General features: G+C 75.6%; 19 protein-coding genes. 18 read left to right on the forward strand and 1 reads right to left on the reverse strand.

Annotation, left to right across the window (positions count from 1 at the left end; genetic code table 11):
* Nucleotides 1-144 precede the first annotated feature (144 nt).
* The 12 genes from AB7J25_RS04465 to AB7J25_RS04520 all read left to right on the forward strand — a co-directional run bounded on the left by AB7J25_RS04465 (nucleotide 145) and on the right by AB7J25_RS04520 (nucleotide 15179).
* Nucleotides 145-714: an AAA family ATPase gene (locus AB7J25_RS04465; protein WP_428505297.1), complete on the forward strand. Its 570-nt coding sequence runs from the start codon at nucleotides 145-147 to the stop codon at nucleotides 712-714.
* Between the two features lie 10 nt (nucleotides 715-724).
* Nucleotides 725-2287: a signal recognition particle protein gene (ffh, locus tag AB7J25_RS04470; RefSeq protein ID WP_428505299.1), complete on the forward strand. Its 1563-nt coding sequence runs from the start codon at nucleotides 725-727 to the stop codon at nucleotides 2285-2287.
* Nucleotides 2288-2289: 2 nt separating this feature from the next.
* Nucleotides 2290-3363 (forward strand): amidohydrolase family protein, encoded by a 1074-nt coding sequence (locus AB7J25_RS04475; protein WP_428505301.1) that lies wholly within the window; start codon nucleotides 2290-2292, stop codon nucleotides 3361-3363.
* A 294-nt stretch (nucleotides 3364-3657) separates the two neighbouring features.
* The gene (locus tag AB7J25_RS04480; RefSeq protein WP_428505303.1) at nucleotides 3658-5373 is read left to right on the forward strand and encodes a protein kinase domain-containing protein; all 1716 of its coding nucleotides are present in this window, start codon (nucleotides 3658-3660) and stop codon (nucleotides 5371-5373) included.
* Nucleotides 5370-6866 carry a serine/threonine-protein kinase gene (locus AB7J25_RS04485; RefSeq protein WP_428505305.1) on the forward strand — a complete coding sequence of 499 codons (1497 nt, stop codon included), beginning with the start codon at nucleotides 5370-5372 and terminating at the stop codon, nucleotides 6864-6866. Before AB7J25_RS04480 ends, AB7J25_RS04485 begins: the two co-directional genes overlap by 4 nt.
* 218 nt (nucleotides 6867-7084) lie before the next feature.
* Complete coding sequence (gene uvrA / locus AB7J25_RS04490; RefSeq protein WP_428505307.1) at nucleotides 7085-9988, forward strand: excinuclease ABC subunit UvrA; 2904 nt, start codon at nucleotides 7085-7087, stop codon at nucleotides 9986-9988.
* The gene (locus AB7J25_RS04495) at nucleotides 9985-11052 is read left to right on the forward strand and encodes an NAD(P)/FAD-dependent oxidoreductase (RefSeq protein ID WP_428505309.1); all 1068 of its coding nucleotides are present in this window, start codon (nucleotides 9985-9987) and stop codon (nucleotides 11050-11052) included. Before uvrA ends, AB7J25_RS04495 begins: the two co-directional genes overlap by 4 nt.
* Before the next feature lie 392 nt (nucleotides 11053-11444).
* The gene (locus AB7J25_RS04500; RefSeq protein ID WP_428505311.1) at nucleotides 11445-12758 is read left to right on the forward strand and encodes a hypothetical protein; all 1314 of its coding nucleotides are present in this window, start codon (nucleotides 11445-11447) and stop codon (nucleotides 12756-12758) included.
* Nucleotides 12759-13021: 263 nt separating this feature from the next.
* The gene (gene infC / locus AB7J25_RS04505) at nucleotides 13022-13576 is read left to right on the forward strand and encodes a translation initiation factor IF-3 (RefSeq protein ID WP_428505335.1); all 555 of its coding nucleotides are present in this window, start codon (nucleotides 13022-13024) and stop codon (nucleotides 13574-13576) included.
* A 90-nt stretch (nucleotides 13577-13666) separates the two neighbouring features.
* Nucleotides 13667-13861, forward strand: a complete 195-nt coding sequence (gene rpmI, locus AB7J25_RS04510) for a 50S ribosomal protein L35 (RefSeq protein ID WP_428505313.1) — start codon at nucleotides 13667-13669, stop codon at nucleotides 13859-13861.
* A 41-nt stretch (nucleotides 13862-13902) separates the two neighbouring features.
* Nucleotides 13903-14277: a 50S ribosomal protein L20 gene (gene rplT, locus AB7J25_RS04515; protein ID WP_428505315.1), complete on the forward strand. Its 375-nt coding sequence runs from the start codon at nucleotides 13903-13905 to the stop codon at nucleotides 14275-14277.
* Between the two features lie 32 nt (nucleotides 14278-14309).
* The gene (locus AB7J25_RS04520) at nucleotides 14310-15179 is read left to right on the forward strand and encodes a TrmH family RNA methyltransferase (RefSeq protein WP_428505317.1); all 870 of its coding nucleotides are present in this window, start codon (nucleotides 14310-14312) and stop codon (nucleotides 15177-15179) included.
* Here AB7J25_RS04520 and AB7J25_RS04525 read toward each other — a convergent pair.
* Nucleotides 15151-16200, reverse strand: a complete 1050-nt coding sequence (locus tag AB7J25_RS04525) for a class I SAM-dependent methyltransferase (protein ID WP_428505319.1) — start codon at nucleotides 16198-16200, stop codon at nucleotides 15151-15153. The two genes, AB7J25_RS04520 and AB7J25_RS04525, sit on opposite strands and share 29 nt — an antisense overlap.
* Before the next feature lie 128 nt (nucleotides 16201-16328).
* Between AB7J25_RS04525 and AB7J25_RS04530 the strand changes: the two genes are divergently transcribed.
* The 6 genes from AB7J25_RS04530 to argJ form a co-directional block, all read left to right on the forward strand.
* A complete protein-coding gene (locus tag AB7J25_RS04530) occupies nucleotides 16329-19475 on the forward strand; it encodes an ATP-binding protein (RefSeq protein WP_428505321.1) in 3147 nt (1048 codons plus the stop codon).
* Nucleotides 19475-19873 carry an SRPBCC family protein gene (locus AB7J25_RS04535; protein WP_428505323.1) on the forward strand — a complete coding sequence of 133 codons (399 nt, stop codon included), beginning with the start codon at nucleotides 19475-19477 and terminating at the stop codon, nucleotides 19871-19873. Before AB7J25_RS04530 ends, AB7J25_RS04535 begins: the two co-directional genes overlap by 1 nt.
* A gap of 156 nt (nucleotides 19874-20029) precedes the next feature.
* Nucleotides 20030-21097, forward strand: coding sequence for a phenylalanine--tRNA ligase subunit alpha (gene pheS, locus AB7J25_RS04540; protein WP_428505325.1), 1068 nt, complete (start codon nucleotides 20030-20032; stop codon nucleotides 21095-21097).
* An 11-nt stretch (nucleotides 21098-21108) separates the two neighbouring features.
* Nucleotides 21109-23577 carry a phenylalanine--tRNA ligase subunit beta gene (pheT, locus tag AB7J25_RS04545; RefSeq protein ID WP_428505327.1) on the forward strand — a complete coding sequence of 823 codons (2469 nt, stop codon included), beginning with the start codon at nucleotides 21109-21111 and terminating at the stop codon, nucleotides 23575-23577.
* A 72-nt stretch (nucleotides 23578-23649) separates the two neighbouring features.
* Nucleotides 23650-24675: an N-acetyl-gamma-glutamyl-phosphate reductase gene (argC, locus tag AB7J25_RS04550; RefSeq protein WP_428505337.1), complete on the forward strand. Its 1026-nt coding sequence runs from the start codon at nucleotides 23650-23652 to the stop codon at nucleotides 24673-24675.
* Nucleotides 24672-25704 (forward strand): bifunctional glutamate N-acetyltransferase/amino-acid acetyltransferase ArgJ (argJ, locus tag AB7J25_RS04555; protein ID WP_428505329.1); only part of this gene is annotated, 1033 nt, incomplete at its 3' end. The genes argC and argJ, both read left to right, overlap by 4 nt.

A 25704-nucleotide genomic window follows, 5' to 3' on the forward strand; every position in this document is an offset into this window, starting at 1 on the left:
ACGTCGACGGGCCGGCGGCCACCACGGTCGGTATTCGGACGGGCACCCGGCGACACTATGTAGTGAGCCTTACCTGAGCAACAGGTAGGCGATCCTGATTCGCGCGGGTGGAACGTTCGGGGGCGGTTCGGCGTTGTCCCGTCCGTGACCCTGAGCGGGCCCGGGAGGGCCCTCGTCCTCGTTGCGGGCATCCCCGGCGCCGGCAAGTCGACGCTGCTGCGCAGGCTCACGCCCGGGCCGGACCTCGCCGTCGTGGACTCGGAGTCGCAGCGCGACGTCCTCGCGCGTCGCCTGCCCGCCGGCGTGCCGTACGCGCGCTACCGGCCGCTCGTCCACGTCCTGCACCGATTCGCGATCGTCGCGGCCGCCGTCGCCGGGCCGGCCGCCGTCGTCGTGCACCTGCCCGCCACCGGCGCCTTCCTGCGCGCGTTGCTCGCCCTGCTCGCGCTCGTCACCGGCCGCGTCGCGTACCTGGTCTGGCTCGACGTCGCGCCCGAGGTCGCGTTGGCCGGTCAGGAGGGGCGGGGGCGCATCGTCCCGTCGGGCTGCTTCGCCGCGCACGCCCGCCGGGCCCGCGCAACGTCCGCTGCGCTCGCGGCGGGGCACGTCCCCTGGGGCTACGAGCGGGTGCTCGTGCTGGACCGCACCGCCCGGACGGACCTCCTCGGCGTACTGGCCTCGTGCGGCGCGGTGGACGGCACGCCCGGCAAGTAGGCTCGTAGGCGTGTTCGCGACGCTTTCCGAGCGCCTCTCCGGCGCGCTGGCCGGGCTGCGGGGCAAGGGCCGCCTCTCCGACGCCGACATCGACGTCACCATGCGCGAGATCCGCATCGCGCTCCTGGAGGCCGACGTCGCCCTGTCGGTGGTCCGCGGCTTCGTCTCGCGGGTCAAGGAACGGGCCAAGGGCGCCGAGGTCTCGGGTGCGCTGAACCCGGCCCAGCAGGTCGTCAAGATCGTCAACGAGGAGCTGATCGCGATCCTCGGCGGGGAGACCCGCCGGGTGCGGCTGGCCAAGGAGCCGCCGACCGTGATCATGCTCGCGGGCCTGCAGGGCTCCGGCAAGACGACCCTCGCCGGGAAGCTCGCCGCGTGGTTCCGCAACCAGGGGCACACCCCACTGCTCGTGGCGTGCGACCTGCAGCGGCCCAACGCGGTCAACCAGCTCCAGATCGTCGGCGAGCGCGCCGGGGTCACGACGTTCGCGCCACATCCGGGCGCGTCGGCGACCGGTCAGGCCGCAGCGCCGGGCATCGGCGTCGGCGACCCCGTGGACGTCGCGCGCCGGGGCGTGGCGCACGCCCGGGACAAGATGTTCGACGTCGTCATCGTCGACACCGCGGGCCGCCTCGGGGTGGACGAGGAGCTGATGCGGCAGGCCGCGGACATCCGCGACGCCGTGCAGCCGGACGAGACGCTCTTCGTGGTGGACGCCATGATCGGCCAGGACGCCGTCGCCACCGCGGAGGCGTTCCGCGACGGTGTCGGCTTCACCGGGGTGGTGCTCACCAAGCTCGACGGCGACGCCCGCGGCGGTGCAGCGCTCTCGGTGCGGGAGGTCACCGGCCAGCCGATCCTCTTCGCGTCCAACGGCGAGAAGCTCGCGGACTTCGACGTCTTCCACCCGGACCGGATGGCCTCGCGCATCCTCGGGATGGGCGACCTGCTCACGCTCATCGAGCAGGCCGAGCAGGCCTTCGACGCCGAGCAGGCCGCCGCGAGCGCGCAGAAGATCACCACCGGCGAGCTGTCGCTGGAGGACTTCCTCGAGCAGATGCTCGCCATCCGCAAGATGGGCCCGATCGGCAACATCCTCGGCATGCTCCCCGGCGCCAACACCGGCGCGATGAAGGACGCCCTCGCCCAGGTCGACGACAGGCAGCTGGACCGGCTGCAGGCGATCATCCGCGGTATGACACCGGCGGAACGGGCCGATCCGAAGATCATCAACGGGTCCCGGCGGCTGCGCATCGCGAACGGCAGCGGGGTCGCGGTCAGCGAGGTCAACGAGCTGGTCAACCGGTTCTTCGAGGCCCGCAAGATGATGAAGCAGATGGCCGGGCAGATGGGCTTCGGCGGCGGCCGCAGCGCCACCCGCAAGCAGGCCAGCAAGCGCAAGAACGCGAAGAAGGGCCGCCGCGGCCCCACCCCGGCCCGCTCCGCCCGGGCCCTGCCGGACCTGTCGCAGATGCCGCCCTCGCTGCGCGACCTGCCGCCCGGCCTGGGCGGGCTGGACCAGCTGCCGCCCGGCTTCGATCCGTCGAAGCTCAACTTCCGGAAGGGCAAGTAGGGGTGTACCGGCTCCGCGGCGTCCTGCTGCCGGACGGCTCGGCCGAGGAGATCCTCGTCGATCGCGGCGTGATCGTGGACGGGCCGCTGCCCGGCGCCGAGACGGTCGCGGACGGCGGGTGGATCGTCCCCGGCCTGGTCGACGCGCACTGCCACATCGGCCTGGGCTCGGCCGGCCCCGTCGACCTGGACGAGGCGGACGCGCAGGCCCGCACGGACCGGGACGCCGGCGCGTTGCTCATCCGGGACTGCGGCTCCCCGGTGGACACCTCACCCCTGCAGGCCCGCGAGGACCTCCCGGAGATCATCCGCGCCGCCCGCCACATCGCCCGGCCGAAGCGCTACATCCCCGGCCTCGCCGCGGAGCTGGACGACCCCGCGCTCCTGCCCGACGTCGTCGCCGAGCAGGCCGCCGCGGGGGACGGCTGGGTCAAGCTGGTCGGGGACTGGATCGACCGCTCCGCCGGCGATCTCGCGCCCCTCTGGCCGGACGACGTGCTGGTCGACGCGATCTCCGCCGCGCACGCCGCGGGCGCGCGGGTCACCGCCCACGTGTTCGGCACGGACGCCCTGCCCGGCCTCATCCGTGCCGGGATCGACTGCATCGAGCACGGCACCGGCCTCACCGAGGACCTGATCGCCGAGATGGCCGCGCGCGGCACCGCGCTGGTGCCCACGCTGATCAACGTCGACACGTTCCCCGGCATCGCGGAGAGCGCCGCGCGCTACCCCACCTACGCCGCGCACATGCGCTCGCTGCACGCCGGCGCACGGTCCGTCGTTGCCAGGGCGTACGAGGCGGGTGTGCCGGTGTACGCGGGCACGGACGCAGGCGGCGGGATCACGCACGGGCGGATCGCGGACGAGATCGCCGCCCTGCACGCTGCGGGGATCCCCGCCGCGGACGCGCTCGGTGCCGCCTCGTGGCGGGCGCGGGAATGGCTGCGCCGGCCGGGGCTGCACGTGGGCGGCCGGGCCGATCTCGTCGTGTACCGGTCCGATCCGCGGGCCGATCCCGGCACGGTGCGCGAACCGGCGCTGGTGATGCTGCGGGGGCGGATCGTCAACGCCGCGTAGGGGCGTGCGTCCGGGCCCGCCCTGCGCCCCCCAGCACCTCGCAGCATCACGCGGCACCGCGCAGCCGTCCGGGCGGCTGCGACGTGCACTCCGGTGCTGCGCGGTCGCCCGCGCGGTCCGCGCACGGCAGGGCCGACCGGGGTCATCACGCTGGTCGCAACGGGCTCATCCGCTGTCGGCCGTTCGTCGCTGCGTACCGTCGGGTGTCGCCGCGGCCGGTTCTCCCCAGCCGGACGTGGCCCCCGCAAGGCCGTCCGAGACCCCAGCCTCGGCCCCCGAACGGAGCGGTGCGACATGTCCCAGCAGTGGCACGTGCCCGGCTACGCCGAGGTGCGTGAGCTCGGCAGCGGCGGTGGCGGCACCGTCGTGGAGGCCCGCTCCTCCGCGGGTGAGCCGGTCGCCGTCAAGTACCTCGGCGCCGACCTGCTCGCGGACGACACGTTCCGCGCCGCGTTCCGCGCCGAGGCCCGGCTGCTGTGCGACCTCGAGTCGCCGCACGTCGTCCGCCTGCACGAGTACGTCGAGTGCGCGGTCGGCGCCGCGATCGTCATGGAGCTGGTGGACGGGCCCTCGCTGCGTGCCCTGCTCGCCGACCGCGGGCCCGTCGAGCCGCAGGCCGCCCTGGCCCTGCTCAAGGGGGCGCTGCTCGGCCTGGCCGCCGCGCACGCCACAGGGGTGGTGCACCGCGACGTCAAGCCGGCCAATATCCTCGTCGGGCCGGACGGCTCCAGCCGCCTCGCGGACTTCGGGGTCGCGGCCCGTTCCGGCGGAGCCACCGACGGCTCCGGCACCCCCGCCTACATGGCGCCCGAGCAGTGGCAGGGCGGCCGGGCGAGCCCGCGCGGCGACGTCTACGCGGCGACGGCGACGTTCGTCGAGTGCCTCACCGGGCGCCCGCCCTACCCGGCTACCGATCTCGCCACCCTGCGCGACCAGCACCTGCACGCCGCCGTCCCGACCGGGATCCTGCCCGAACCCGTGCGCAGCCTCGCCCTGCACGGTCTCGCGAAGCACCCGGCGGACCGTCCGGCGGACGCCGAGGCGTTCCTGGTCGAGCTGGAGCACGCCGCCGTCGACGGCTACGGCGAGAACTGGGAGGAGCGGGGGCGCGAGGGCCTTGCCCGGCGCGCCTCGCTGCTGCTGCTCCTGGTGCGCGCCGCCGTCCCGGTCGCGGGGACGGCGATCGGTGCGACGGTCCTCGGCGGGGCGGCACGGCGGCTGCCGGTCGCCGTGCTGTCCGGGGCCGCGGCGGCGGCGATCGCCATCGGCGTGTTCATGGTGGGGGAGCCCCGAGTGACACCACTGTCCACCCCGACGGGGATCGTCGGGGTGGCGGGCTCGGGTGCCGTGCCCGGTGCCGGTCCCGGCTCCGCACCGCCCGTCGGGAGCGGTGGGGACAGCTCCGGCGGCGGGTCCGCGCCGTCGCCGGGCGGCGGGTCGGGCCCTGGCGCACCGGGTGCCGGCTCGACCGGCGCGCCCGGAGACGGGGGCGGCTCGGGTGGCGGTGACGCCGGTGGCGGCTCGGACGGGGACGGCCCGGGCGGCGGCGGCTCGGACGGCGGTGACGCCGGTGGCGGGGACGGGGACGGCCCGGACGGCGGCGACCGGGATGGGGACGACCCGCCCGGCCGCCCGCCGGTGCGCCCGCCCGCCGGCCCGGTGGGTGGTCCGGTCGAGCCGCCGGACCGGCCGCGGCCGCCCGTCGACCGGCCCGGCGACCCGTCGGGCGGCCCCACCGGCCCGACCGACGGCCCGAGCGCCGACCCGGGCGACGGCGGCGGCCCGGGTGCCGGCCCGAGTGCTGACCCCGGTGACGGCAGCGGCGCACCGGGTGACGGCAGCGGCGCACCGGGTGTCGGCAGCGGCGCCCCGGGTGCCGGCCCCGGTGACGGGGAGGGCGGCGGCCCGGGTGCCGGCCCGGGTGCCGGCCCCGTCCTGCCCCCCGGCCCCGTCCTGCCCCCCGGCTGCGTCCTCGACGAGATCTACGGAGTCCTGTGCCCTCCGGAATGAACCCCGCCCGCGTCCGGGCGCCCGCGATCTTCGGGCCCTACCGGCTGCTGGAGCTGCTCGGCCGCGGCGGCATGGGCGAGGTCTACCGTGCCCACGACACCGCGACGGACCGCACGGTGGCGCTCAAGCTGCTCCCGGAACGCTCGGCCGCGGATCCGCACTACGTGGCGCGCTTCCGCCGGGAGTGCCGGATCGCGGCCCGGCTGAACGACCCGCACGTCGTCCCGATCCACGGGTTCGGCGAGATCGGGGGCCGCCTCTACCTGGACATGCGCCTGGTGGAGGGCACCGATCTCGCGACGTGGCTGCGCGACCACGGCCCGCTGACGCCGCAGGCAGCGGTCGCGACGATCGGGCAGGTCGCCCGCGCGCTCGACGCCGCGCACGCGGCCAGGCTGGTGCACCGCGACGTGAAGCCCTCGAACGTGCTGCTCGCGGGTGCCCGCACGCCGCCGCTGCAGGAGCCGTTCGCGTACCTGTTCGACTTCGGCATCGCCCGTCCCCGCGCCGGCACCGCGGGCCCGGACGCCGTCGCGCTCACGGGCGCGGGAGCCGTCCCCGGGTCGCCGAGCTACGTCGCGCCCGAACGCTGGGACGGCGTCGAGGGCGAGCCCGCCGCGGACGTCTACGCGCTCGCCTGCGTGCTCTTCGAGACCCTGACGGGCCGCCCGCCGTTCACCGGCTCCGCACCGGCGCTGATGCGGGCGCACCTGCAGGACCCGCCGCCGATGCCGAGCGCGGTGCGCCGTGACGCAGGCGGCGGCGTCCCCGTCGGGTTCGACGCCGTGGTGGCGCAGGGGATGGCGAAGGACCCGCGGCGGCGCTTCCGCACCGCGGGAGAGCTCGCCGCGGCGGCGCAGCGGGCGCTGGGACCGGACCCGCTGGCGGTCCGCACGATCCGCGCCGACAGCACGATGGCGAGCGCGCTGACGGTGTCGCCGCGCGGGTCCACGAGGGTCCCGCCGGTGCCCCGGCCGAGGACGGCCCCCGACACCGCCCCCGGCACGGACCCCGACCCCGCCGCCGACCAGGTCACCGTCCACTTCACCGGCACGGCCCCGAAGCGCAGGCCTGCCCGCGGGCGCCGGGACGGGCGCCGCCGCGGGGGAGCGCTCGGCGGGCTCGTCGTCACGTCGTCGGTGGTCGCGGCGACGGTCGCGTTCGCGCTGCTGCCGGGCGGCGCGCCGCTGCAGGTCACCGGCGCCACCGTGACCGCTGCCGAGCCCGGCCGGGCCTGCGACGTGACGGTGGACGTCGTCGGCACCGTCCTCACGACCGGCGGGCCGGGGACCCTCTCCTACACCTGGACGCGCAGCGACGGGGAGACCACGGGCGTGCTGACGCAGGAGGTGGCGGCCGGGCAGACCTCGGTGGACGTCCACCTGCTCTGGACGCTCAGCGGCCGCGGCCGGCATGACGCGACGGCGACGCTGCGGGTGCTCGAGCCGAACCCGGCGCAGGCGGAGGGCTCGTTCACGTACTCCTGCCGCTGAGTGCCGTGATCACCGTCCGTGTGACACAGCCTGCACCGGTGCACGCCATGTCACGGAAGCGGTGATCACAGCCTCGAACAGGTGTGCGACCCTGCCGGGGGGCCGCCCGGTTTCTGTCGGTGGCCGCGCCTAGCATGGATCGTGGGCCGTCCCCACGCCTTACCGGCACTGCGGTGCCGGCAGCACCGAGACCCCGACATCCGGGAGGGAACCCCCCCGTGGCCGATCGCCTGGTCGTCCGAGGCGCACGCGAGCACAACCTGCGCGGCGTCGATCTCGACCTGCCGCGGGACAGCCTGGTGGTGTTCACCGGCCTGTCCGGTTCGGGGAAGTCGAGCCTGGCGTTCGACACGATCTTCGCCGAGGGCCAGCGGCGGTACGTCGAGTCGCTGTCGGCGTACGCGCGGCAGTTCCTCGGGCAGATGGACAAGCCGGACGTCGACTTCATCGAGGGCCTCTCGCCCGCGGTGTCGATCGACCAGAAGTCCACGAACCGCAACCCGCGCTCCACCGTCGGCACGATCACCGAGGTGTACGACTACCTGCGGCTGCTCTACGCGCGCGCGGGCGTGCCGCACTGCCCGGTGTGCGGGCACGTGATCGAGAAGCAGACGCCGCAGCAGATTGTCGACCAGGTGCTGGCGATGCCGGAGGGCAGCCGGTTCCAGGTGCTCGCGCCAGTGGTCCGCACCCGCAAGGGCGAGTTCGTCGACCTGTTCTCCTCGCTGCAGTCGCAGGGCTACTCCCGCGTGCTGGTGGACGGCACCGTGCACCAGCTGTCGTCGCCGCCGAAGCTCAAGAAGCAGGAGAAGCACGACATCGCGGTGATCGTCGACCGGCTCGCGGTGAAGGGATCGGCCAAGCAGCGCCTCACGGACTCGGTGGAGACGGCGCTGCGGCTCGCGGACGGCCTGGTCGTGCTGGACTTCGTGGACCTGCCGGCGGACGACCCGCAGCGCGAGCGCCGCTTCTCCGAGCGCATGGCCTGCCCGAACGGGCACCCCCTGGCGCTGGACGACCTGGAGCCGCGCACGTTCTCGTTCAACTCGCCCTACGGCGCGTGCCCGGAGTGCCACGGCATCGGCACGAAGCTGGAGGTCGACCCCGAACTGGTCGTGCCGGACCCGGAGCTGAGCCTCGCCGAGGGCGCTATCGCACCCTGGTCGGCCGGGCACTCCGCGGAGTACTTCGGGCGCCTGCTGGAGGGCCTCGCGAACTCCGTCGGGTTCCGGATGGACACGCCGTGGCGCAAGCTCTCGGCCGCGGCGCAGAAGGCCGTGCTGCACGGCGCGGAGGAGCAGGTACACGTCCGCTACCGCAACCGGTACGGCCGCGAGCGTTCGTACTACGCGGCCTACGAGGGCGTCATCCCGTTCCTGGAGCGACGGCTGGACCAGACGGAATCGGAGTCGCAGCGGGAGCGCTACGAGGGCTACATGCGCGAGGTGCCGTGCCCTGCGTGCCGGGGCGCGCGGCTCAAGCCCGAGGTCCTCGCCGTCACGCTGGCGCACCGGGAGCACGGCGACAAGTCGATCGCCGAGGTGTCGGCGATGTCGGTGGCGGAGTGCTCGCGGTTCCTGGACGGCATGGTCCTGGACGCCCGCCAGGCCATGATCGCGGGCCGGGTGCTCAAGGAGGTGCAGGCGAGGCTCGGGTTCCTGCTGGACGTCGGCCTCGACTACCTGTCGCTGGACCGGGCCGCGGGCACGCTCTCCGGCGGCGAGGCGCAGCGCATCCGGCTGGCCACGCAGATCGGCTCCGGCCTGGTCGGGGTGCTCTACGTGCTGGACGAGCCGTCGATCGGCCTGCACCAGCGGGACAACCGCCGCCTCATCGAGACGCTCACCCGCCTGCGGGACCTCGGCAACACGCTCATCGTCGTCGAGCACGACGAGGACACGATCCGCTCCGCGGACTGGGCCGTCGACATCGGGCCCGGCGCGGGTGAGCACGGCGGGCAGATCGTCTACAGCGGCCCGGTCGGCGGGCTGGAGTCGCACGACACGTCGCTCACCGGCGCGTACCTGTCGGGGCGGCGCTCGATCGCGCTGCCGGAGATCCGCAGGCCGATCGACCGCAAGCGGCAGCTGACGGTCGTCGGCGCGCGTGAGCACAACCTGCGCGACATCGACGTGGAGATCCCGCTGGGCCGCCTCGTGTCGGTCACCGGCGTGTCGGGGTCGGGCAAGTCGACGCTGGTCAACGACATCCTCGCCACGGTCCTCGCGAACAAGCTCAACGGCGCCCGCCAGGTCCCGGGCCGGCACACCCGGATCACCGGCCTGGACGGGCTGGACAAGCTGGTGCGGGTCGACCAGTCCCCGATCGGGCGCACCCCGCGGTCCAACCCCGCCACGTACACGGGCGTGTGGGACAAGATCCGCACGCTCTTCGCGTCCACCACCGAGGCGAAGGTGCGCGGCTACCAGGCAGGCCGGTTCTCGTTCAACGTCAAGGGCGGGCGCTGCGAGGCGTGCTCGGGCGACGGCACGATCAAGATCGAGATGAACTTCCTGCCGGACGTCTACGTCCCGTGCGAGGTCTGCAAGGGCGCCCGCTACAACCGCGAGACGCTCGAGGTGCACTACAAGGGCAAGACGGTCGCGGACGTCCTCGCGATGCCGATCGAGGAGGCCGCGGAGTTCTTCGCGCCGATCACCACGATCTCGCGCTACCTGCGCACGCTGGTCGACGTCGGGCTCGGCTACGTCCGGCTCGGGCAGCCGGCACCCACGCTCTCCGGCGGCGAAGCCCAGCGCGTCAAGCTGGCCTCCGAGCTGCAGAAACGCTCCAACGGCCGCACGATCTACATCCTCGACGAGCCGACCACCGGCCTGCACTTCGAGGACATCCGCAAGCTGCTGCTCGTCATCAACGGCCTGGTCGACAAGGGCAACACCGTCGTCGTCATCGAGCACAACCTGGACGTCATCAAGACCTCGGACTGGATCGTCGACATGGGTCCCGAGGGCGGCTCGGGCGGCGGCACCATCGTCGCCACCGGCACCCCGGAGCAGGTGGCGGCCCACCCGACGAGCTACACCGGCCAGTTCCTGCGTGGGCTCGTCGCCCCGGAGGAGGCGCCGCCGCCGCGGCGACGGAAGGCGGCAGCGACGCGGTGACCGCGGTGATGCGGGCGGCGGTCATCGGCGCCGGCGTCGTCGGGCTCTCCACTGTCGCGGCGCTGCGCGCCGCCGGGGCCGAGGTCACCTGCTTCGAGCGCGGGCCGGCCGTGATGGGAGAGCGGTCGGCAGGGTCCACCCGCATCTTCCGCCTCGCCCACGAGGATCCGGCGCTGGTCCGTCTCGCCCGGTGGGCCCGCGCGATCTTCGGGGAATGGGAGTCGGCGGCAGGGCGCCGGATGATCGGCCCCGAGGGCTGTGTGGTGAGCGGGACGGCCGTCGCCGGCATGGCGGCGGGCCTGCGGGCCGCTGGTGCGCGCAGCGAGCTGGTGGAGCCGGCAGGCGCCGCCCGACTGCGACTGCCGGCCCGAGAGCCGCCCGCGGTGTCGCTGATCGACCCGGAGGGCGGGATCACCGACGTGGACGCCGTGCGCGCCCATCTCGGCGAGCGGGCCGCGGACGTGCTCGTCCACGAGCCGGTCCGGTCGGTGGAGCCGCACGGCGCGGGGGCGGTGGTCCGGTCGGCGTCGGGGTCCCACCGTTTCGACGCCGTGGTCGTCGCGGCGGGCGCGGGCACCCCGGCGTTGGTGGGTTCCCTCGGTCTGGACGTGCCGTCGACGCTGGCGCACCACGTGCGGTTCACGCTCCCGGACCCGGGCGCCCCGCCGGATCGGCCCTGCTGGATCGACGACCCGGCCGGCGGCCTGCACACCTACCAGCACCGCAGCGGCCCGCGGCAGTGGACGGTCGGCGCGTCGATGGACCCGGCGCTGGTCGCCTGGGAGGTCGGGCGGGAGGCGGCCGAGGCCGCGTCCCGGCGGGCCGTGCTCGCCCACGTGCGCGAGCGGCTCACGGTGGAGCCCCGGATCGTCGGCAGCCTGTACTGCACCACGACGGCACCGCCGCAGGGCGACGGTTTCGTCGTGCAGCGCACCGGGTCGGTCCTCGCGGTGCACGGGGCCAACCTGTTCAAGCTCGCCCCGGTGGTGGGGCGGGCGCTCGCCGCAGCGGCTGTGGACGGCTCCACTCCCTCGGCCGCCTCGCTGGCGGCGAGTGCCGGGTAGGGCCGCGGCCCCCGGTGATGCTGATCCGTCACGGCGGCTTCGCAGGGTCCGCACACGCCTCGCAGACCGCGGTGCACGCCTTCGCAGGGCCCGCACACGCCTCGCAGATGCCGCAGCCCCTGCGAGGCGTGTCGGGTCGCTGCGAGGGTCCGGGGGCCGGGGCGCGGGCACGGCGATCCTGCAGGAGGACGGCAAGCCCGTCGCCGGCCGACCGCGAGCGGGCAGTCCGGTCGAGGTCGTCGCGGCGGCGACCTCCGCGAGCCCGGGCGAGGCGGTCGCCACGGCTGGCAGCTGCCTGTCCGCGCGTGGCATCACCCGCGGTGAACCTGTCCGGGCGAGGGCACGGGTGACCCGCCCGTCGGCCCGCCCCCGGGCTCGCCGACACTGGCGCGGTGACCGGTCGCCCTCTCCTCGCCCTGCTGCTCGTGCTGGCGGTCGCCGCCTGCACCCCGACGCCGGGAGCCGGGGCGGGGGACGGCGAGACGAGCACCGGCCCGGCCGTCCCGCAGGCGGACGCGTTGGTGTCGACGCGGGTCGGGCTGCCCGCCGGGGCTTTGCCCGAGCTCGCCGTGCCCTGGGACGGGGCACTGCTGGTCGGGGTGGTCCGCGAGGACCAGGAGCCGCGGCCGGCTCTGCTCCGGGTGACGGGCGAGAGATCCGCCGAGGTCCCGCTCGTCGCCGCCACCGGCTACGGGCGGTCGGCGAGCTGGGTCGCCCTCGCCGTGGACGGCGAGCGGATCCTCGGCGTCGGCGCGGACCGGGGCGGGGCCCACGGCAACCCCCGCTGGAGCGTCTGGACCGGCGACGCGGACGGCGTCCAGGAACGCGAGCAGGCGTTCAGCACGTTCGGCGGCTGGGGCGCTGGCGAGCTGGTGGACGCGGTCGCCCGGCCGGACGGCGATGCCCTCGTCGGGTCCTGGCAGGGCGACGTCGCCGGGCTGGACGTCGCGGTCTGGACGCGCTCCGGGGAGGAGTGGACACGGTCGCCGTCGACGGGCACCTCGCTGCAGGGCACGCGGGCGTCGGTCGTCGCGGCGCTGGCCGTCGCCGGCGCGCCGGACGGCCTGATCATCACCGGGTGGGTCTACGGCACGGCGCCGGGCGGGACCCAGGCGCCGGTGGTGTGGCGCGCCCCCGAGCCCGGCGGCCCGTGGACGCGCGAGGCGCTGCCCGCCGCGGGCGGCCGTGGTTCGGCGATGGCGGTGCGCTGCACCGACGGGGGAGCGGACGGGACGTGTGTCGTCGCCGGGCAGGTCGACGGCAACCTCGCGCTGTGGCGGTCGGTGGCGGAGGGCGGGTGGATCCGCGTGCCGGGCCTGCCGTCGCTGCCGGTCGACGAGTCCGTCCGGCTGCCCGCGCCGCTGCTGCGCCCCGACGGCGTGGACCAGGTCGTGACCGACGAGGGCCGGCCCGCGGTGCTGAGCGTGGCGTGGGACGGGCAGCCCGCCCGGTTGCGTCCGGTCGACGGACCGCAGGCCGCGCCGGTGGCGGCGGCCGCCGTCGACGGCCGGCTCTACCTGGTGACCGGCACCGTCCCGGGCACGGGCACGGTCACCGGGACGGAGCCGAGCGGCGGGTCGGGCGGTGAGTCCGGGGGCGAACCGGGCGCGCAACCCGGCGCCGAACCCGGGGCGCAGCCGGGCACGGGGCCCGGTGGTGCCGCGGCGGCGGCCCCGACCGCCGAGCTGTGGTCGGCGCCCTGGTGAGCCGCGGGACCCGGTGATCGGGCCCGGCGCCGTCGTGTACCCTCCGGAATGCGACCTCCCTGTCGCGCGTTGACAGATGCGTCAGGGCGAAGTGGAGCCCCGCTCCCACCCGCCGCCGGAAGTGAATTCGCAGGCGTTCGGGTCCGGTCCCGCGGCGAGCCGTCGGCTCGTCCGTGGCCGTACGGGTCTCCGCTCCGTCGTGCAGTGATGATCAAGACCAGTGATGATCAAGACAACGCGACGTCGACACGAGGAGATCCCACATCAGCACAGAGACGCGCATCAACGACCGCATCCGCGTTCCCGAGGTCCGGCTCGTCGGCCCGAACGGCGAGCAGGTCGGCATCGTGCGCATCGAGGACGCCCTGCGGCTGGCGCAGGAGGCCGAGCTCGACCTGGTCGAGGTCGCTGCTCAGGCACGCCCGCCCGTGTGCAAGCTCATGGACTACGGCAAGTTCAAGTACGAGAGCGCGCAGAAGGCCCGGGAGTCCCGCCGCAACCAGCAGCTCACCACGATCAAGGAGCAGAAGCTCCGACCGAAGATCGACACCCACGACTACGAGACGAAGCGCGGCCACGTCCGCCGCTTCCTCGAGGGCGGGAACAAGGTCAAGGTCACGATCATGTTCCGCGGGCGTGAGCAGTCCCGGCCCGAGTTGGGGTTCCGGCTGCTGCAGCGCCTCGCCGAGGACGTGAGCGACCTGGGCGTCGTCGAGTCGACGCCCAAGCAGGACGGCCGCAACATGACGATGGTGATCGCGCCGAACAAGAAGCCCGCCCAGAAGCAGCGGCAGGCGGCCCCGGAGCCGCAGGCCTGACCGTCCGGCACCGCCCCATCCGCGGTGCCTGACGCCCACCACGACCACCCCCGGCTCCCCGGGGGCGGCCCAGTCTGAGTAGGAACGGCAATGCCCAAGAACAAGACGCACAGCGGGATCGCCAAGCGCATCAAGGTGACCGGCCGCGGGAAGCTCCTGCGCCAGCAGGCCGGCCTGCGGCACCGCCTCGAGGTCAAGTCGAGCAAGGAGACGCGCGACCTTTCGGGCTACGTGCCGGTCAACAAGGCCGACGTGAAGCGCGTCAAGAAGATGCTCGGCATCTGAGCCCCATCCGCTGACCGACCCCGAGAGACAGGACGACCCCCATGGCACGCGTGACGCGCGCGGTCAACGCGCAGAAGAAGCGCCGCACGACCCTGGAGCTGGCCAGCGGCTACCGCGGGCAGCGTTCCCGGCTGTACCGCAAGGCCAAGGAGCAGGTGCTCCACTCGCTCAACTACGCCTACCGGGACCGCCGCGCCCGTAAGGGCGACTTCCGCCAGCTGTGGATCACCCGCATCAACGCGGCCGCCCGCGCGAACGGCATGACCTACAACCGCTTCATCCAGGGCCTCAAGGCCGCCGGCGTCGAGGTGGACCGCAAGGTGCTCGCCGAGCTGGCCGTGAGCGACCCGGGTGCGTTCGCAGCGCTCGTCAAGCTCGCCAAGGCCAACGTGCCCTCGCAGGGCACCGCCGCCTGACCTCACCTGGTTCGCAGGGCCGAGCACGGCCGATGAGCACGGCATCCCACACGGGGGGTCCCGCCACCGAGCGGACCCCCCGTGTCGTGTCGGCACGCAAGTTGCTGCGCCGCGCGGGCCGGGACAAGGCGGGGCGGTTTCTCGTCGAGGGCGCCCAGGCCGTCCGCGAGGCCGCCCGCTGGGCCGGTCCGGGCCGGCTGCACGAGCTGTTCGTCACCGCCGGGGCCGCCGCGCGCCACCCGGAGATCGTCGAGGCGGCCGTCGCGGCGGGCGCACGCGTGGTCCCGGTGACGGACCGGGCCGCGGCAGCGCTCTCCGAGACCGTCACCCCGCAGGGCCTGGTGGCCGTCTGCTCCCTGCTCGACGTCCCGCTCGCGACGGCGCTGGCGGGCTCGCCGCGGCTGGTCGCCGTCGCCGCGGGCATCGCCGATCCCGGCAACGCCGGCACCCTCGTCCGGGTGGCGGACGCCGCGGGCGCGGACGCCGTGGTGCTGGCGGGCGACACCGTCGACCCGCACAACGGCAAGGCCGTCCGCGCCTCCACCGGGAGCCTGTTCCACCTGCCCGTCGCCCGGGTCCGGGACGCGGACGCCGTCGCGGCCGCCTGCCGCGGCGCGGGCCTGGCCGTCCTCGTCGCGGACGGGCGCGGCGAGCTGGACCTGCACGATCCGGCCGCCGCCGCCGTCCTCGCCCGCCCGACGGCGTGGGTGTTCGGCGGCGAGGCCCACGGCGTCCCCGCCGGCCTCGCCGCCGCCGCGGACCACAGGGTCCGCGTCCCCATCCACGGCCGTGCCGAGAGCCTCAACCTGGCCACGGCCGCGGCCGTCTGCCTCTACGCGAGCGCGGCCGCCCACCGCGTCAGCGCGCAGCGCGTCACGGCCGGGCCTCGAACACCAGGTTGAACGGCGTCTCCGCGGCCCGCCGGAAGCGGGTGAACCCGGCCGCGGTCGCCACGTCGCGGATCGCCGCCTCGCCGGCCTGCGCGCCGAGGGCCTGCCCGCCGTCCTGGGAGAGCGCGTTCGGCACGCACAGGTAGCTGGAGAACGAGTAGTAGACGCGGCCGACCGGGTTGAGGTTGTCGGCCGTCGTATCCCCTGCGAACGGTTCGACGATCAGCCAGGTGCCGTCCTCGGCCACGGCCTCGCGGATGTGCCGGGCGGCACCGACCGGGTCGCCCATGTCATGCAGGCAGTCGAAGGTGGCGACGAGGTCGTAGCCGGAGCCCGAGAACGTCTGCGCCGAGGCGACCTCGAAGCGGGCCCGGTCGGGCACGCCCGCCTCCACCGCGCGCTTGCGGGCCAGCTCGATCGACCCCTCGTGGTAGTCCGATCCCACGACCGAGCTGCGCGGGTACGCCTCGGCGAGCAGCACCGTCGACGCCCCCAGGCCGCACCCGACGTCGGCCACCTGCGCGCCGCGCACCAGCTTGGCCGCGACCCCGTCGAGGGCCGGGATCCAGCTGGAGACGAGGTTGGCGACGTAGCCGGGCCGGAAGAATAGCTCGCAGCCGCGGAAGACGTCGTCGTGGTGCTCGTGCCAGCCCATCCCCGCGCCGGTGCGGAACGCGTCGGTGATCTGCGACTCCGCCCGCAGCGACCCCAGCGCCAGCACGAACGCGCCCGGCAGGTAGGCGGGCCCGTCCGGGTCGGCCAGCGCGAACGCCTGCTCCTCGGTCAGCGAGTAGGTGTCGGTGGCGGCGTCGTACTGCGCGTAACCACCCGCCGCCTGGCCGCGCAGCCACTCGGCGGTGTAGCGGGGGTCGGTGCCGGCGCGGGTGGCGAGCTCGTCCGCGGTCGCGGGCCCCTCCGCGAGCCGCCGGTAGAGCCCGAGGCGGTGCCCGATGACGATGTTGCCTGCGGCCATCGTCGCGCCGAGGTCGCCGACGAAGCGACCGAGAAACTCCATGAGCCTGTCCTGATCCATCACGTCTCCTGGTGTCCGGTGACCGTGCAGTGCCGGACCAGCGTCGGGAGTCGCCCGTTCGTGAATCGTCAACGCATCGTCAGCGGATCGGTCGGCCGATCAGCGCGGATCGTCGTTACGGTGCGTGTGTGCTGCGCGTGCGCCTGCTGGGAGGGGTGGCGGCGGAGCGGGACGGAGCGGGGCTGGAGCTGACGGCCACCGCCCGCCGGCTGCTCGCCTTCCTCGCGCTGCACCCGGGCCCGCAGGAGCGCGACGCGCTCGCCCTGCGGTTCTGGCCGGACGCGCCCGCTGGCGGCGGCCGCGCCAACCTGCGGACGGCGGTGTGGGCGCTGCGCCGCGACCTCGGGCCCGACGCCGTCGTCACGACCCGCACCACCGTCGGGCTCTGCCCGTCGGCGTACGCCGTCGACGTCGAGGACGCCGTCGAGCGGGCCGAGCGGGGTGACCCCGAGGCCGTGACGCGGCTGTGCCGCGCGGAGCTGCTCGCCGGGGTCCCCGACGACTGGGCACGCGCCGCCCGCGAGGAGCACCGCGCCCGCGTCGCCGGCCTGCTGGACCGGATCGCGGACCGCGCCGAGGCCGCGGGCGACGCTCCCGCCGCGGCCCGCTGGTCCCGGGAACGGTGCGCGCTCACCCCGCTCGACGAGCCTGCCCACGGCATCCTGCTGCGCAGGCTCGCCGTGGCCGGTGACCGCGCGGGCGCCGTCGCGGTGGGCCGCGAGCTCGCCGAGCGCTTGCGTGCCGAGCTCGGCGTCGCGCCCGGAGCCGCCGTCCAGGGGGCGCTCGCCGCGGCGCACCGCCCGGAACGGCCCGCCGGCCGCGCCTGGGTGCAACCCTGGCCGCTCTACGGTCGCGGGCCCGAGCTGCGCGAGCTGGCCGCGGCGTGGACGGCCGCCCGCGGGGGGCGGGGCGGCGTCGTCGTGGTGACGGGGGAGGCGGGGATCGGCAAGACCCGGCTGGTCCGCGAGCTCGCCCTCCGTGCCGACAACGCCGGTGCGCGGGTCGCCGCGGGTGCTGGCGTGGACGTCGGCGGGGAGACGCCGCTCGCGATGTGGCAGGAGCTGGCCAGCGAGCTGGTCGCGGTCGTGCCCGCGCCGCCCGGCCGGGCCGGCTGGCCCGCCGAGCTGGGTCGCCTCGCGCCGGACCTCGCCGCGGCGCTGGGCCGCGACGGCGTCCCCGCACCGGTCGCGGCGCCCGAGCTGGAGCGGCTGCGGATCTTCGACGCCGTGCTGCGGCTCGTCGAGTGGGCGTCGGCCGACCGGCCGGTCCTGCTCGTCGCCGAGGACGTCCACCGGGCGGACCGGGTCAGCATGCAGCTGTGCGCCCACATCGGGCGCAGGGTGAACGCCCTGCCGGTGCTGGTCGTGCTCACCCGCCGCGACCGGCCCGCCCGCCCCGAGGCCGACGCGCTGCTCGCCGATCTCGCGGGCCGCGGGGTCGCCGTCGCGGAGATCGACGTCGGGCCGCTGACGGCCGCCGAGCTGGCCGCCGTCGTCCGGTCCGTGGCCCCCGTGGCCGAGCCCGACCTCGCCCGCGTCATCGCCATGGCGGACGGCAACCCGCTGCTCGCCGTCGAGGCCGCGCGCACGCTCCCGGGCGGCGCCGGGCCGTCGGGGCTGCGGTCCGTCGTCCGCGCCGCCACCGGATCGCTGCCGCCCGTCGCGCGTGAGCTGATCGAGTCCGTCGCCGCGGCAGGACGGGAGCTGGGTCCCGCCGAGATCGACCGGCTCGTGCCGGGGGACCGCAGCGGCACCGAGCGGCAGGTTCTCGAGACCGGCCTGGTCGACCGGGTCCGCGGCGGGCTGCGGTTCCGCCACGCCCTGCTCGCCGAGGCCGCACGGGCGGACCTGCGCGACCCCGAGGGCTGCCACGAGCGGGTCGCGCTCGCCGTCGAGTCCGCAGCAGGGCCAGCGGGCGCGGACCGGGTGGCCGCCGAGGTCGCCGCCCACCTGCACCGCGCGGGCCGCGACGACCTCGCCGGGGAGCGCTACGCACGCGCGGCCCGTCACGCCCGCTCGATCGGGGCGCTGGTCGAGGCCGAGCAGTTCGCGGAGGAGGCGGTCCGCTGCCGGCCCGACGACGTGGACGCCCGCCTCGACCGCGCGGAGATCCTCGCGCTGCGCGGCCAGCAGGACGGCTACGAGCGGGAATGGCGCGAGGCCCACGACCGGATGCCCGCTGCGGACCGGGCCCTCGCGTGGGTCCGCCGCGGCGTCGTGCTGCGCACGATCATCTGCCATCCCACGGCGTCGCTCGCCGCCTACCGCACCGCGTGGGACCAGCTGCCCGAGCATGCCGAGGACCTGCGGGCCCAGGTCCTCGTGGGGATGGCGTGGGGCGAGGCCGCTGCGGGCGATCCCGCCCGCAGCCGCCGCCTGCTCGCCGAGCTCGCCGCCCTGCAGCCGACCCCGTCGCCGCTCACCACCGCCGACATGGAGAGTGCCCGGCTCATGACGCTCGTGCGGCTCGGCCGGTTCACCGAGTGCGAGCCGGTCGCGCACCGGGCCTGGGGGGCGGCGGAGGCGGCCGGCCGGATCGAGCTGGCCTACGCGATCTGGGTGCACACCGCCGCGGCGCTGGCCTGCGCCGGGGATCTCGACGGCGCCCTGCGGGCCGCCGACCGGGCGGTCGCGGCCACCACGCCCGTCCCCGTCGTCGGGCTGCCGTGCCTCGCCGCCCGGGCGCACGTGCTGTCCCGGCTCGGCCGCCACGACGAAGCGGTCGCGGCCGCGCAGGAGCAGCTCGCCCTCGCCGAGCGCATGGACTCGGCCGCGTTCGTCGCCCTCGCCCGTCACGACGCCGGCCTGGTCGCGCTCGCGGCGGGCCGCCACCGCAGCGCCGCGGACCTGCTCGGCGCGGCCCTCGACAGCGCAGCCGCGGTCAGCCGCCCCGCGACACGGCTCGCCCGCGCCGAGGCGCTGGCCTGCGCCGGTGCCGCCGACGAGGCCGACGCCGAGATCCGCCGCGCCGTCCTGGAACCCGTCGGGCCGGGCGACCAGCCGTGGGCCCTGGTCCCGCGGATGACCCGGATCCAGGGGCTCGTGGCCCGCAGCCGGGGCGACCTCCCGCTCGCGCGGAGGCGCCTGACCGAGGCCGCGGACGCCTGGCGCCGCCACCGGGGAGACGACGCGGGCGAGGACTTCATGGCCAACTTCGTCGACTTCGGGCGGCCGCCGATCGTCGGGCTCATCGAACCCGGACGCGAGCTGGCGCGGATCGCCACCGAACTCGCCGGGCTCACCGGGCCCGGCGACCGGCCGCAAGGGGTGCGCTGATGCCCGTCCTCACGTTCACCGGCGCGACGGACGCGCCCGTCGAGGAGGTCTGGAAGCTCCTGTTCGACCCCGCCCGTTACCCCCAGTGGTGGGCGGGCGTCGAGACGGTCCGGCTCGACGGCCCCGGCTCCTACACCCAGTGGCTGTGCGGCCGTCCCGGCCTGCCCATGCCGCAGCAGATGTCCACGGACCGCACGTCCGGGCGCGTCACGATCTCCTGCCAGGTCAACGATGTCGCCTTCACCTGGCAGCTCGCCGAACGGGGCGCGGGCACGGTGATCGAGGTGCGCGTCCTGCTCGCCGAGCACGAGGCTCACCGCGAGCCCATGCTGACCGAGATGATCACCGCGTCGCTGCCGGCGCTCGCGGCGCTCGCCGAGTCCGGGGCGGGGGCGTGACCCGTCCCGCGCTCGTCCCACACGGCCCGGTCGTCCGGCGCGCGCCCGGTCCCGAGGACCGCACGGGAAACCCGGATGTGGTGCCCGACTAGGATCGATCGGTCCGACACGCCGTCCCGCCGGCCCTGCCGGCGTCCCGGGAGTTGACCCACCGCGATGCCCCCTGCTTCCCTCCCCGTTCCGGCCGCAGACCTGCTCACGGAGTCGGCGCTCACGCACGCCGTCGCCGCGGCGGAGGAGGCGTTCGCGGCGGCGTCCGACCTGGGGCAGCTCGCGGCGGCGAGGCCGGCTCACCTGGGCGACCGGGCGCCGCTGCTGCTGGCCCGCCGCGAGCTGGGCAGCCTGCCCGGCCCGCAGCGCGCCGAGGCCGGTAGGCGGGTCAACGCGGCCCGCCAGCAGGCGCAGGAGGCGTTCGACGCCCGACGCGCCGTGTTGGTGGCGGAGCGCGACGCGCGGGTGCTCGCCGAGGAGGCCGTGGACGTCACGCTGCCCTGGGACCGGGTCCCGCGCGGTGCCCGCCACCCGATCACGCAGCTCGCGGAACGGATCGCGGACGTGTTCGTGGGGATGGGCTACGAGGTCGCCGAGGGGCCCGAGGTGGAGTCCTCCTGGCTGAACTTCGACGCGCTCAACTTCGGCAAGGACCACCCGGCCCGCACCATGCAGGACACGTTCTACCTGGGCGCGGACGAGGCTGGGACGGCGGCGGCGATGGTGCTGCGCACGCACACCTCCCCGGTGCAGATCCGCGCGCTGCTGGAGCGCCCCCTGCCGGTGTACGTGGTGTGCCCCGGCCGCACGTTCCGCACGGACGCCCTGGACGCCACGCACACCCCGGTGTTCCACCAGGTCGAGGGCCTGGCGGTGGACCGGGGGATCACGATGGCCCACCTCAAGGGCACGCTCGACGCGTTCGCCCGGGCCATGTTCGGCGAGACCTCGCGCACGCGGCTGCGGCCGTCGTTCTTCCCGTTCACCGAGCCGTCCGCCGAGGTGGACGTGTGGTTCCCGGAGAAGAAGGGCGGCGCGGGCTGGGTCGAGTGGGGCGGCTGCGGCATGGTCGACCCGAACGTCCTGCAGGCCTGCGGCGTCGACCCGGACGTCCACTCGGGATTCGCGTTCGGCATGGGCCTGGAACGCACCCTGCAGTTCCGCAACGGACTGCCGGACATGCGGGACATGGTCGAGGGCGACGTGCGGTTCAGCCGCGCATTCGGTATCTGAGGAGTCTGCACGTGCGCGTCCCCCTGTCCTGGCTCGCCGACCACGTCGAGCAGCTGCCCACCTCCGCGGACGAGGTGGGCGAGGCCTTCGTCCGCGTCGGTCTGGAGCTGGAGGAGATCCACCCGCTGCCGGAGGTCACCGGTCCGCTCGTCGTCGGCCGGGTGCTGGAGATCGAGGAGCTCGCCGGGCTCAAGAAGCCCATCCGGTGGTGCCAGGTCGAGGACGGGTCCGGGGCGGGCGGGGGATCGCGAGGTGTCATCTGCGGCGCCCGGAACTTCGCGGTGGGCGACCTCGTCGTCCTGGCGCTGCCGGGCGCGGTGCTGCCCGGCGGGTTCGCGATCTCCGCGCGCAAGACCTACGGCCACGTCTCGGACGGCATGATCGCCTCCGCCCGCGAGCTGGGCATCGGCAGCGACCACACCGGGATCATCGTGCTCCCGCCCGGCACGGCCGAGCCCGGCGAGGACGCGCGCCCCCTGCTGGGCCTGGACGACCCGGTGATCGAGCTGAACGTCACCCCGGACCGCGGCTACTGCTTCGCCGTACGCGGGCTCGCCCGCGAGCTGGGGGCGGCGCTGGAGCGGGAGTTCACCGACCCCGCCTGGCTCGTCGACGTGCCGGCGGCCCGCGGCGACGCGTGGCCGGTGACGATCGAGGACCCGGTGGGCTGCCGGCGGTTCGTCGCGCGGCGCGTCACGGACGTCGACCCGGGTGCACCCACCCCCTGGTGGATGCAGCGCCGCCTGCTCGCGGCGGGTGTGCGGCCGATCTCGCTGGTCGTCGACGTGACCAACTACGTGATGCTGGAGCTCGGCCAGCCGCTGCACGCGTTCGACGCGCAGCGCGTCGCGGGCGGGATCGTGGTGCGCCGGGCCCGGCCGGGGGAGACCGTCACCACCCTGGACGACGTCACCCGCGCCCTCGACCCCGACGACATGCTCATCACCGACGACACCGGCCCGATCGGGCTCGCCGCCGTGATGGGCGGAGCGTCCACCGAGATCTCCGGCACCACCACCGACGTGCTGCTGGAGGGCGCGAACTGGGACCCGCCGACCGTCGCCCGGATGGCGCGGCGGCACAAGCTGCCGAGCGAGGCGGCGAAGCGGTTCGAGCGGGCGGTGGACCCGCAGCTGCCTCCGGTGGCCGTCGAGCGGGCCGCGCAGCTGCTGGTGGAGCACGGCGGCGGGACGATCGCCGCCGGGCGCACGGACGCCGGTGCCGCGCCGGAGCTCGCTGCGGTGACGATGGCCGCGGACGAGCCGGACCGCGTCGCCGGGGTCGCCTACCCGGAGGGCGCCACCGTGCGCAGGCTCGTCCAGATCGGCTGCGACGTCTCGGGCTCCGCGGAGCTCACCGTCACCCCGCCCTCGTGGCGGCCGGACCTGGTGCGCCCGGCGGACCTCGTCGAGGAGGTGCTGCGGCTGGAGGGCCTGGGCGCCATCCCGTCCGTCCTGCCGCCCGCGCCGCCCGGGCGCGGTCTCACCGCGTCCCAGCTGCGGCGCCGTGCCGTCTCCCGCGCGCTCGCCGAGGCCGGGTACGTCGAGGTGCTGCCGTTCCCGTTCGTCGGCCCCGCGTCCTGGGACGGCCTGGGCCTGCCCGCGAACGACGTCCGGCGCCGCACCGTCTCCGTGCTCAACCCGCTCGACGCCGACCGCGCCGAGCTCGCCACCACGCTGCTCCCGGGCCTGCTGGACACGCTGGTGCGCAACCGGGCCCGAGGTGCGGTGGACGTCGCGCTCTACCACGTCGGGCAGGTGGTGCTGCCGCACGCGGCGCCGGTCCCGATGCCGGACCCGGACGTCAGCCGCCGCCCGTCGGAGGCGGAGATCGCGCAGATCGACGCGTCCCTGCCCGCCCAGCCCGCGCACGTCGCCGTCGTCCTGGCGGGAGACCGGGAACGGCGTGGTTGGTGGGGCGCGGGACGTCCGGCCGGGTGGGCGGACGCGATCCAGGCGGCGCGGCTCGTCGGCGCCGCCGCGGGTGTCGAGCTGCGGGTCACCGCGGCCGAGCTGCCGCCATGGCACCCCGGCCGCTGCGCCGCGCTGCGGGTCGGCGACTGGGTGATCGGTCACGCGGGCGAGCTGCACCCCAAGGTCGTCGAGGCGCTGGGGCTGCCGCCGCGCACCTGCGCGATGGAGCTGGACCTGGACGCGATCCCGCTGCTGGACGCGCGTCCCGCCCCGGTGGTGTCGCCGTACCCGCCCATCGGCGTGGACGTGGCGGTCGTGGCCCCGATCGAGGTGTCCGCGGCCGAGCTCGCCGAGGCCCTCACCGACGGCGGTGGCCCGCTGCTGGAGGACGTGCGCCTCTTCGACGTCTACGTGGGCGACCAGGTCGGCCCCGGCAAGCGGTCGCTCGCGTTCACGCTGCGCTTCCGCGCCCCGGACCGCACGCTCACGAGCGAGGAGGCGAACGCGGCCCGGGACGCGGCGGTGGCGGTCGCCGCGCAGCGGCACTCGGCCGCGCTGCGGGGCTGATCACCGGTCCCGCCCGCGCCCCACCCCGGCATGGTGAATGGTCTTGCATGATGGTGCATACTCATCCACGTGGTGCGGATCGCGGTGGCGGGTGCGAGCGGGTACGCGGGCGGTGAGCTCCTGCGGCTCCTGCTGGCGCACCCCGAGGTGGAGATCGGGGCGTTGACGGCGGGGGGCAGCGCGGGCTCGCGCCTGGGCGCCCACCAGCCGCACCTGCTCCCGTTGGCGGATCGGGTGCTCGAGGACACCACGCCCGGGACGCTCGCGGGCCACGACGTCGTCTTCCTCGCGTTGCCCCACGGCCACTCCGCGGAACTCGCCGCCCAGCTCGGCGACACCGCCGTGATCGACTGCGGGGCCGATCACCGCCTGGCGGACGCCGCGGCCTGGCAGCGCTGGTACGGCGGCCCGCACGCGGGCGCCTGGCCGTACGGGCTGCCCGAGCTGCCCGGAGCCCGGGAGCGGCTGCGGGGTGCCACCCGCGTCGCGGTCCCCGGCTGCTATCCCACCGCCGTGAGCCTCGCGCTCGTCCCGGCGCTGGCCGCGGGCCTCGTGGAGCCGCGTGTGGTCGTCACCGCCGTCAGCGGCACGTCGGGCGCCGGGAAGTCGCTGAAGCCGCACCTGCTCGGTGCCGAGGTGATGGGGTCGCTGTCGGCGTACGGCGTCGGCGGGCTCCACCGGCACACCCCGGAGATGGTGCAGAACCTCACGGCGGCAGCGGGCGCACCGGTGTCGGTGAGCTTCACACCGGTCCTCGCGCCGCTGCCGCGCGGGATCCTCGCCACCTGCACGGCGCCGCTCGCGGCGGACGGCAGCGGGATCAGGGACGGGATCCGGGAGGCGTACGAGAAGGCGTACGCCGACGAGCCGTTCGTGTCGGTACTACCCGAGGGCACCTGGCCCACGACGGCGGCGACGCTCGGTGCGAACACCGCACACCTGCAGGTCACGGTCGACCCGGACGCGGGGTTGCTGGTCGCGGTCGCCGCGATCGACAACCTCACGAAGGGCACGGCGGGCGCTGCGGTCCAGTGCATGAACCTGGCGCTCGGCCTGCCCGAGACGGCGGGCCTCCCGCTCACGGGGGTGGCCCCGTGAGTGTCACGGCACCGAGGGGCTTCCGGGCGGCAGGCGTGGCGGCCGGGATCAAGGCGAGCGGTGCGCTCGACCTCGCGCTCGTGGTCAACGACGGGCCGCACGACGCCGCGGCGGGGGTCTTCACCCGCAACAAGGTGAAGGCCGCGCCGGTGCTGTGGTCGCAGCAGGTGCTCACCTCCGGCGCCCTGCGGGCGGTCGTCCTGAACTCCGGCGGCGCGAACGCCTGCACCGGCCCGGAGGGCTTCCAGACCACGCACGCCACGGCCGAGCGGGTCGCCGAGGTGCTCGGGTGCGGTGCCGTCGAGGTGGCGGTCTGCTCCACCGGGCTGATCGGCGCGCAACTGCCGAAGGCGGCGGTCCTCGCGGGCGTCGATGCCGCGGCGGGTGCCCTGGCGGACACCTCCGAGGCGGGCACGGCGGCGGCCCGCGCCGTGATGACCACGGACACCGTGCCGAAGCAGGCCCTCCGGGCGGTTCCGGCCGGCTGGAGCGCCGGCGGGTTCGCGAAGGGCGCCGGCATGATCGCCCCGTCGATGGCCACGATGCTCGCGGTGCTCACCACGGACGCCGTCGTGGACCGGTTCACCCTGGACGACGCGCTCCGTGAGGCCACCCGCCGCACCTTCGACCGCCTGGACGTGGACGGCTCGACCTCCACGAACGACACGGTGCTCGTGCTGGCGTCCGGCGCGTCCGGAGTGGCCGTGGGCGGCCCCGAGCTGACCCAGGTGCTCACCGCGGTGTGCGACGACCTGGTCCGGCAGATGCAGGCGGACGCCGAAGGGGTCACCAAGCGGATCACCGTTCGTGTGGTGGAGGCCCTGAGCGAGGAGGACGCGGTGACGATCGCGCGCGCCGTCGCACGCGACAGCCTGGTCAAGACGGCCCTCTTCGGGTCCGACCCGAACTGGGGCCGGATCGCCGCCGCCGCGGGCTACGCGGACGCCGCACTCGACCCCGATCGGCTCGGCATCGCGGTCAACGGGGTCGTGCTGTGCCGCAAGGGCGTGGCGGCGGGCGACCGCACGG

The sequence above is a fragment of the Pseudonocardia sp. genome (assembly GCF_050246655.1).
Taxonomy (GTDB): domain Bacteria; phylum Actinomycetota; class Actinomycetes; order Mycobacteriales; family Pseudonocardiaceae; genus Pseudonocardia.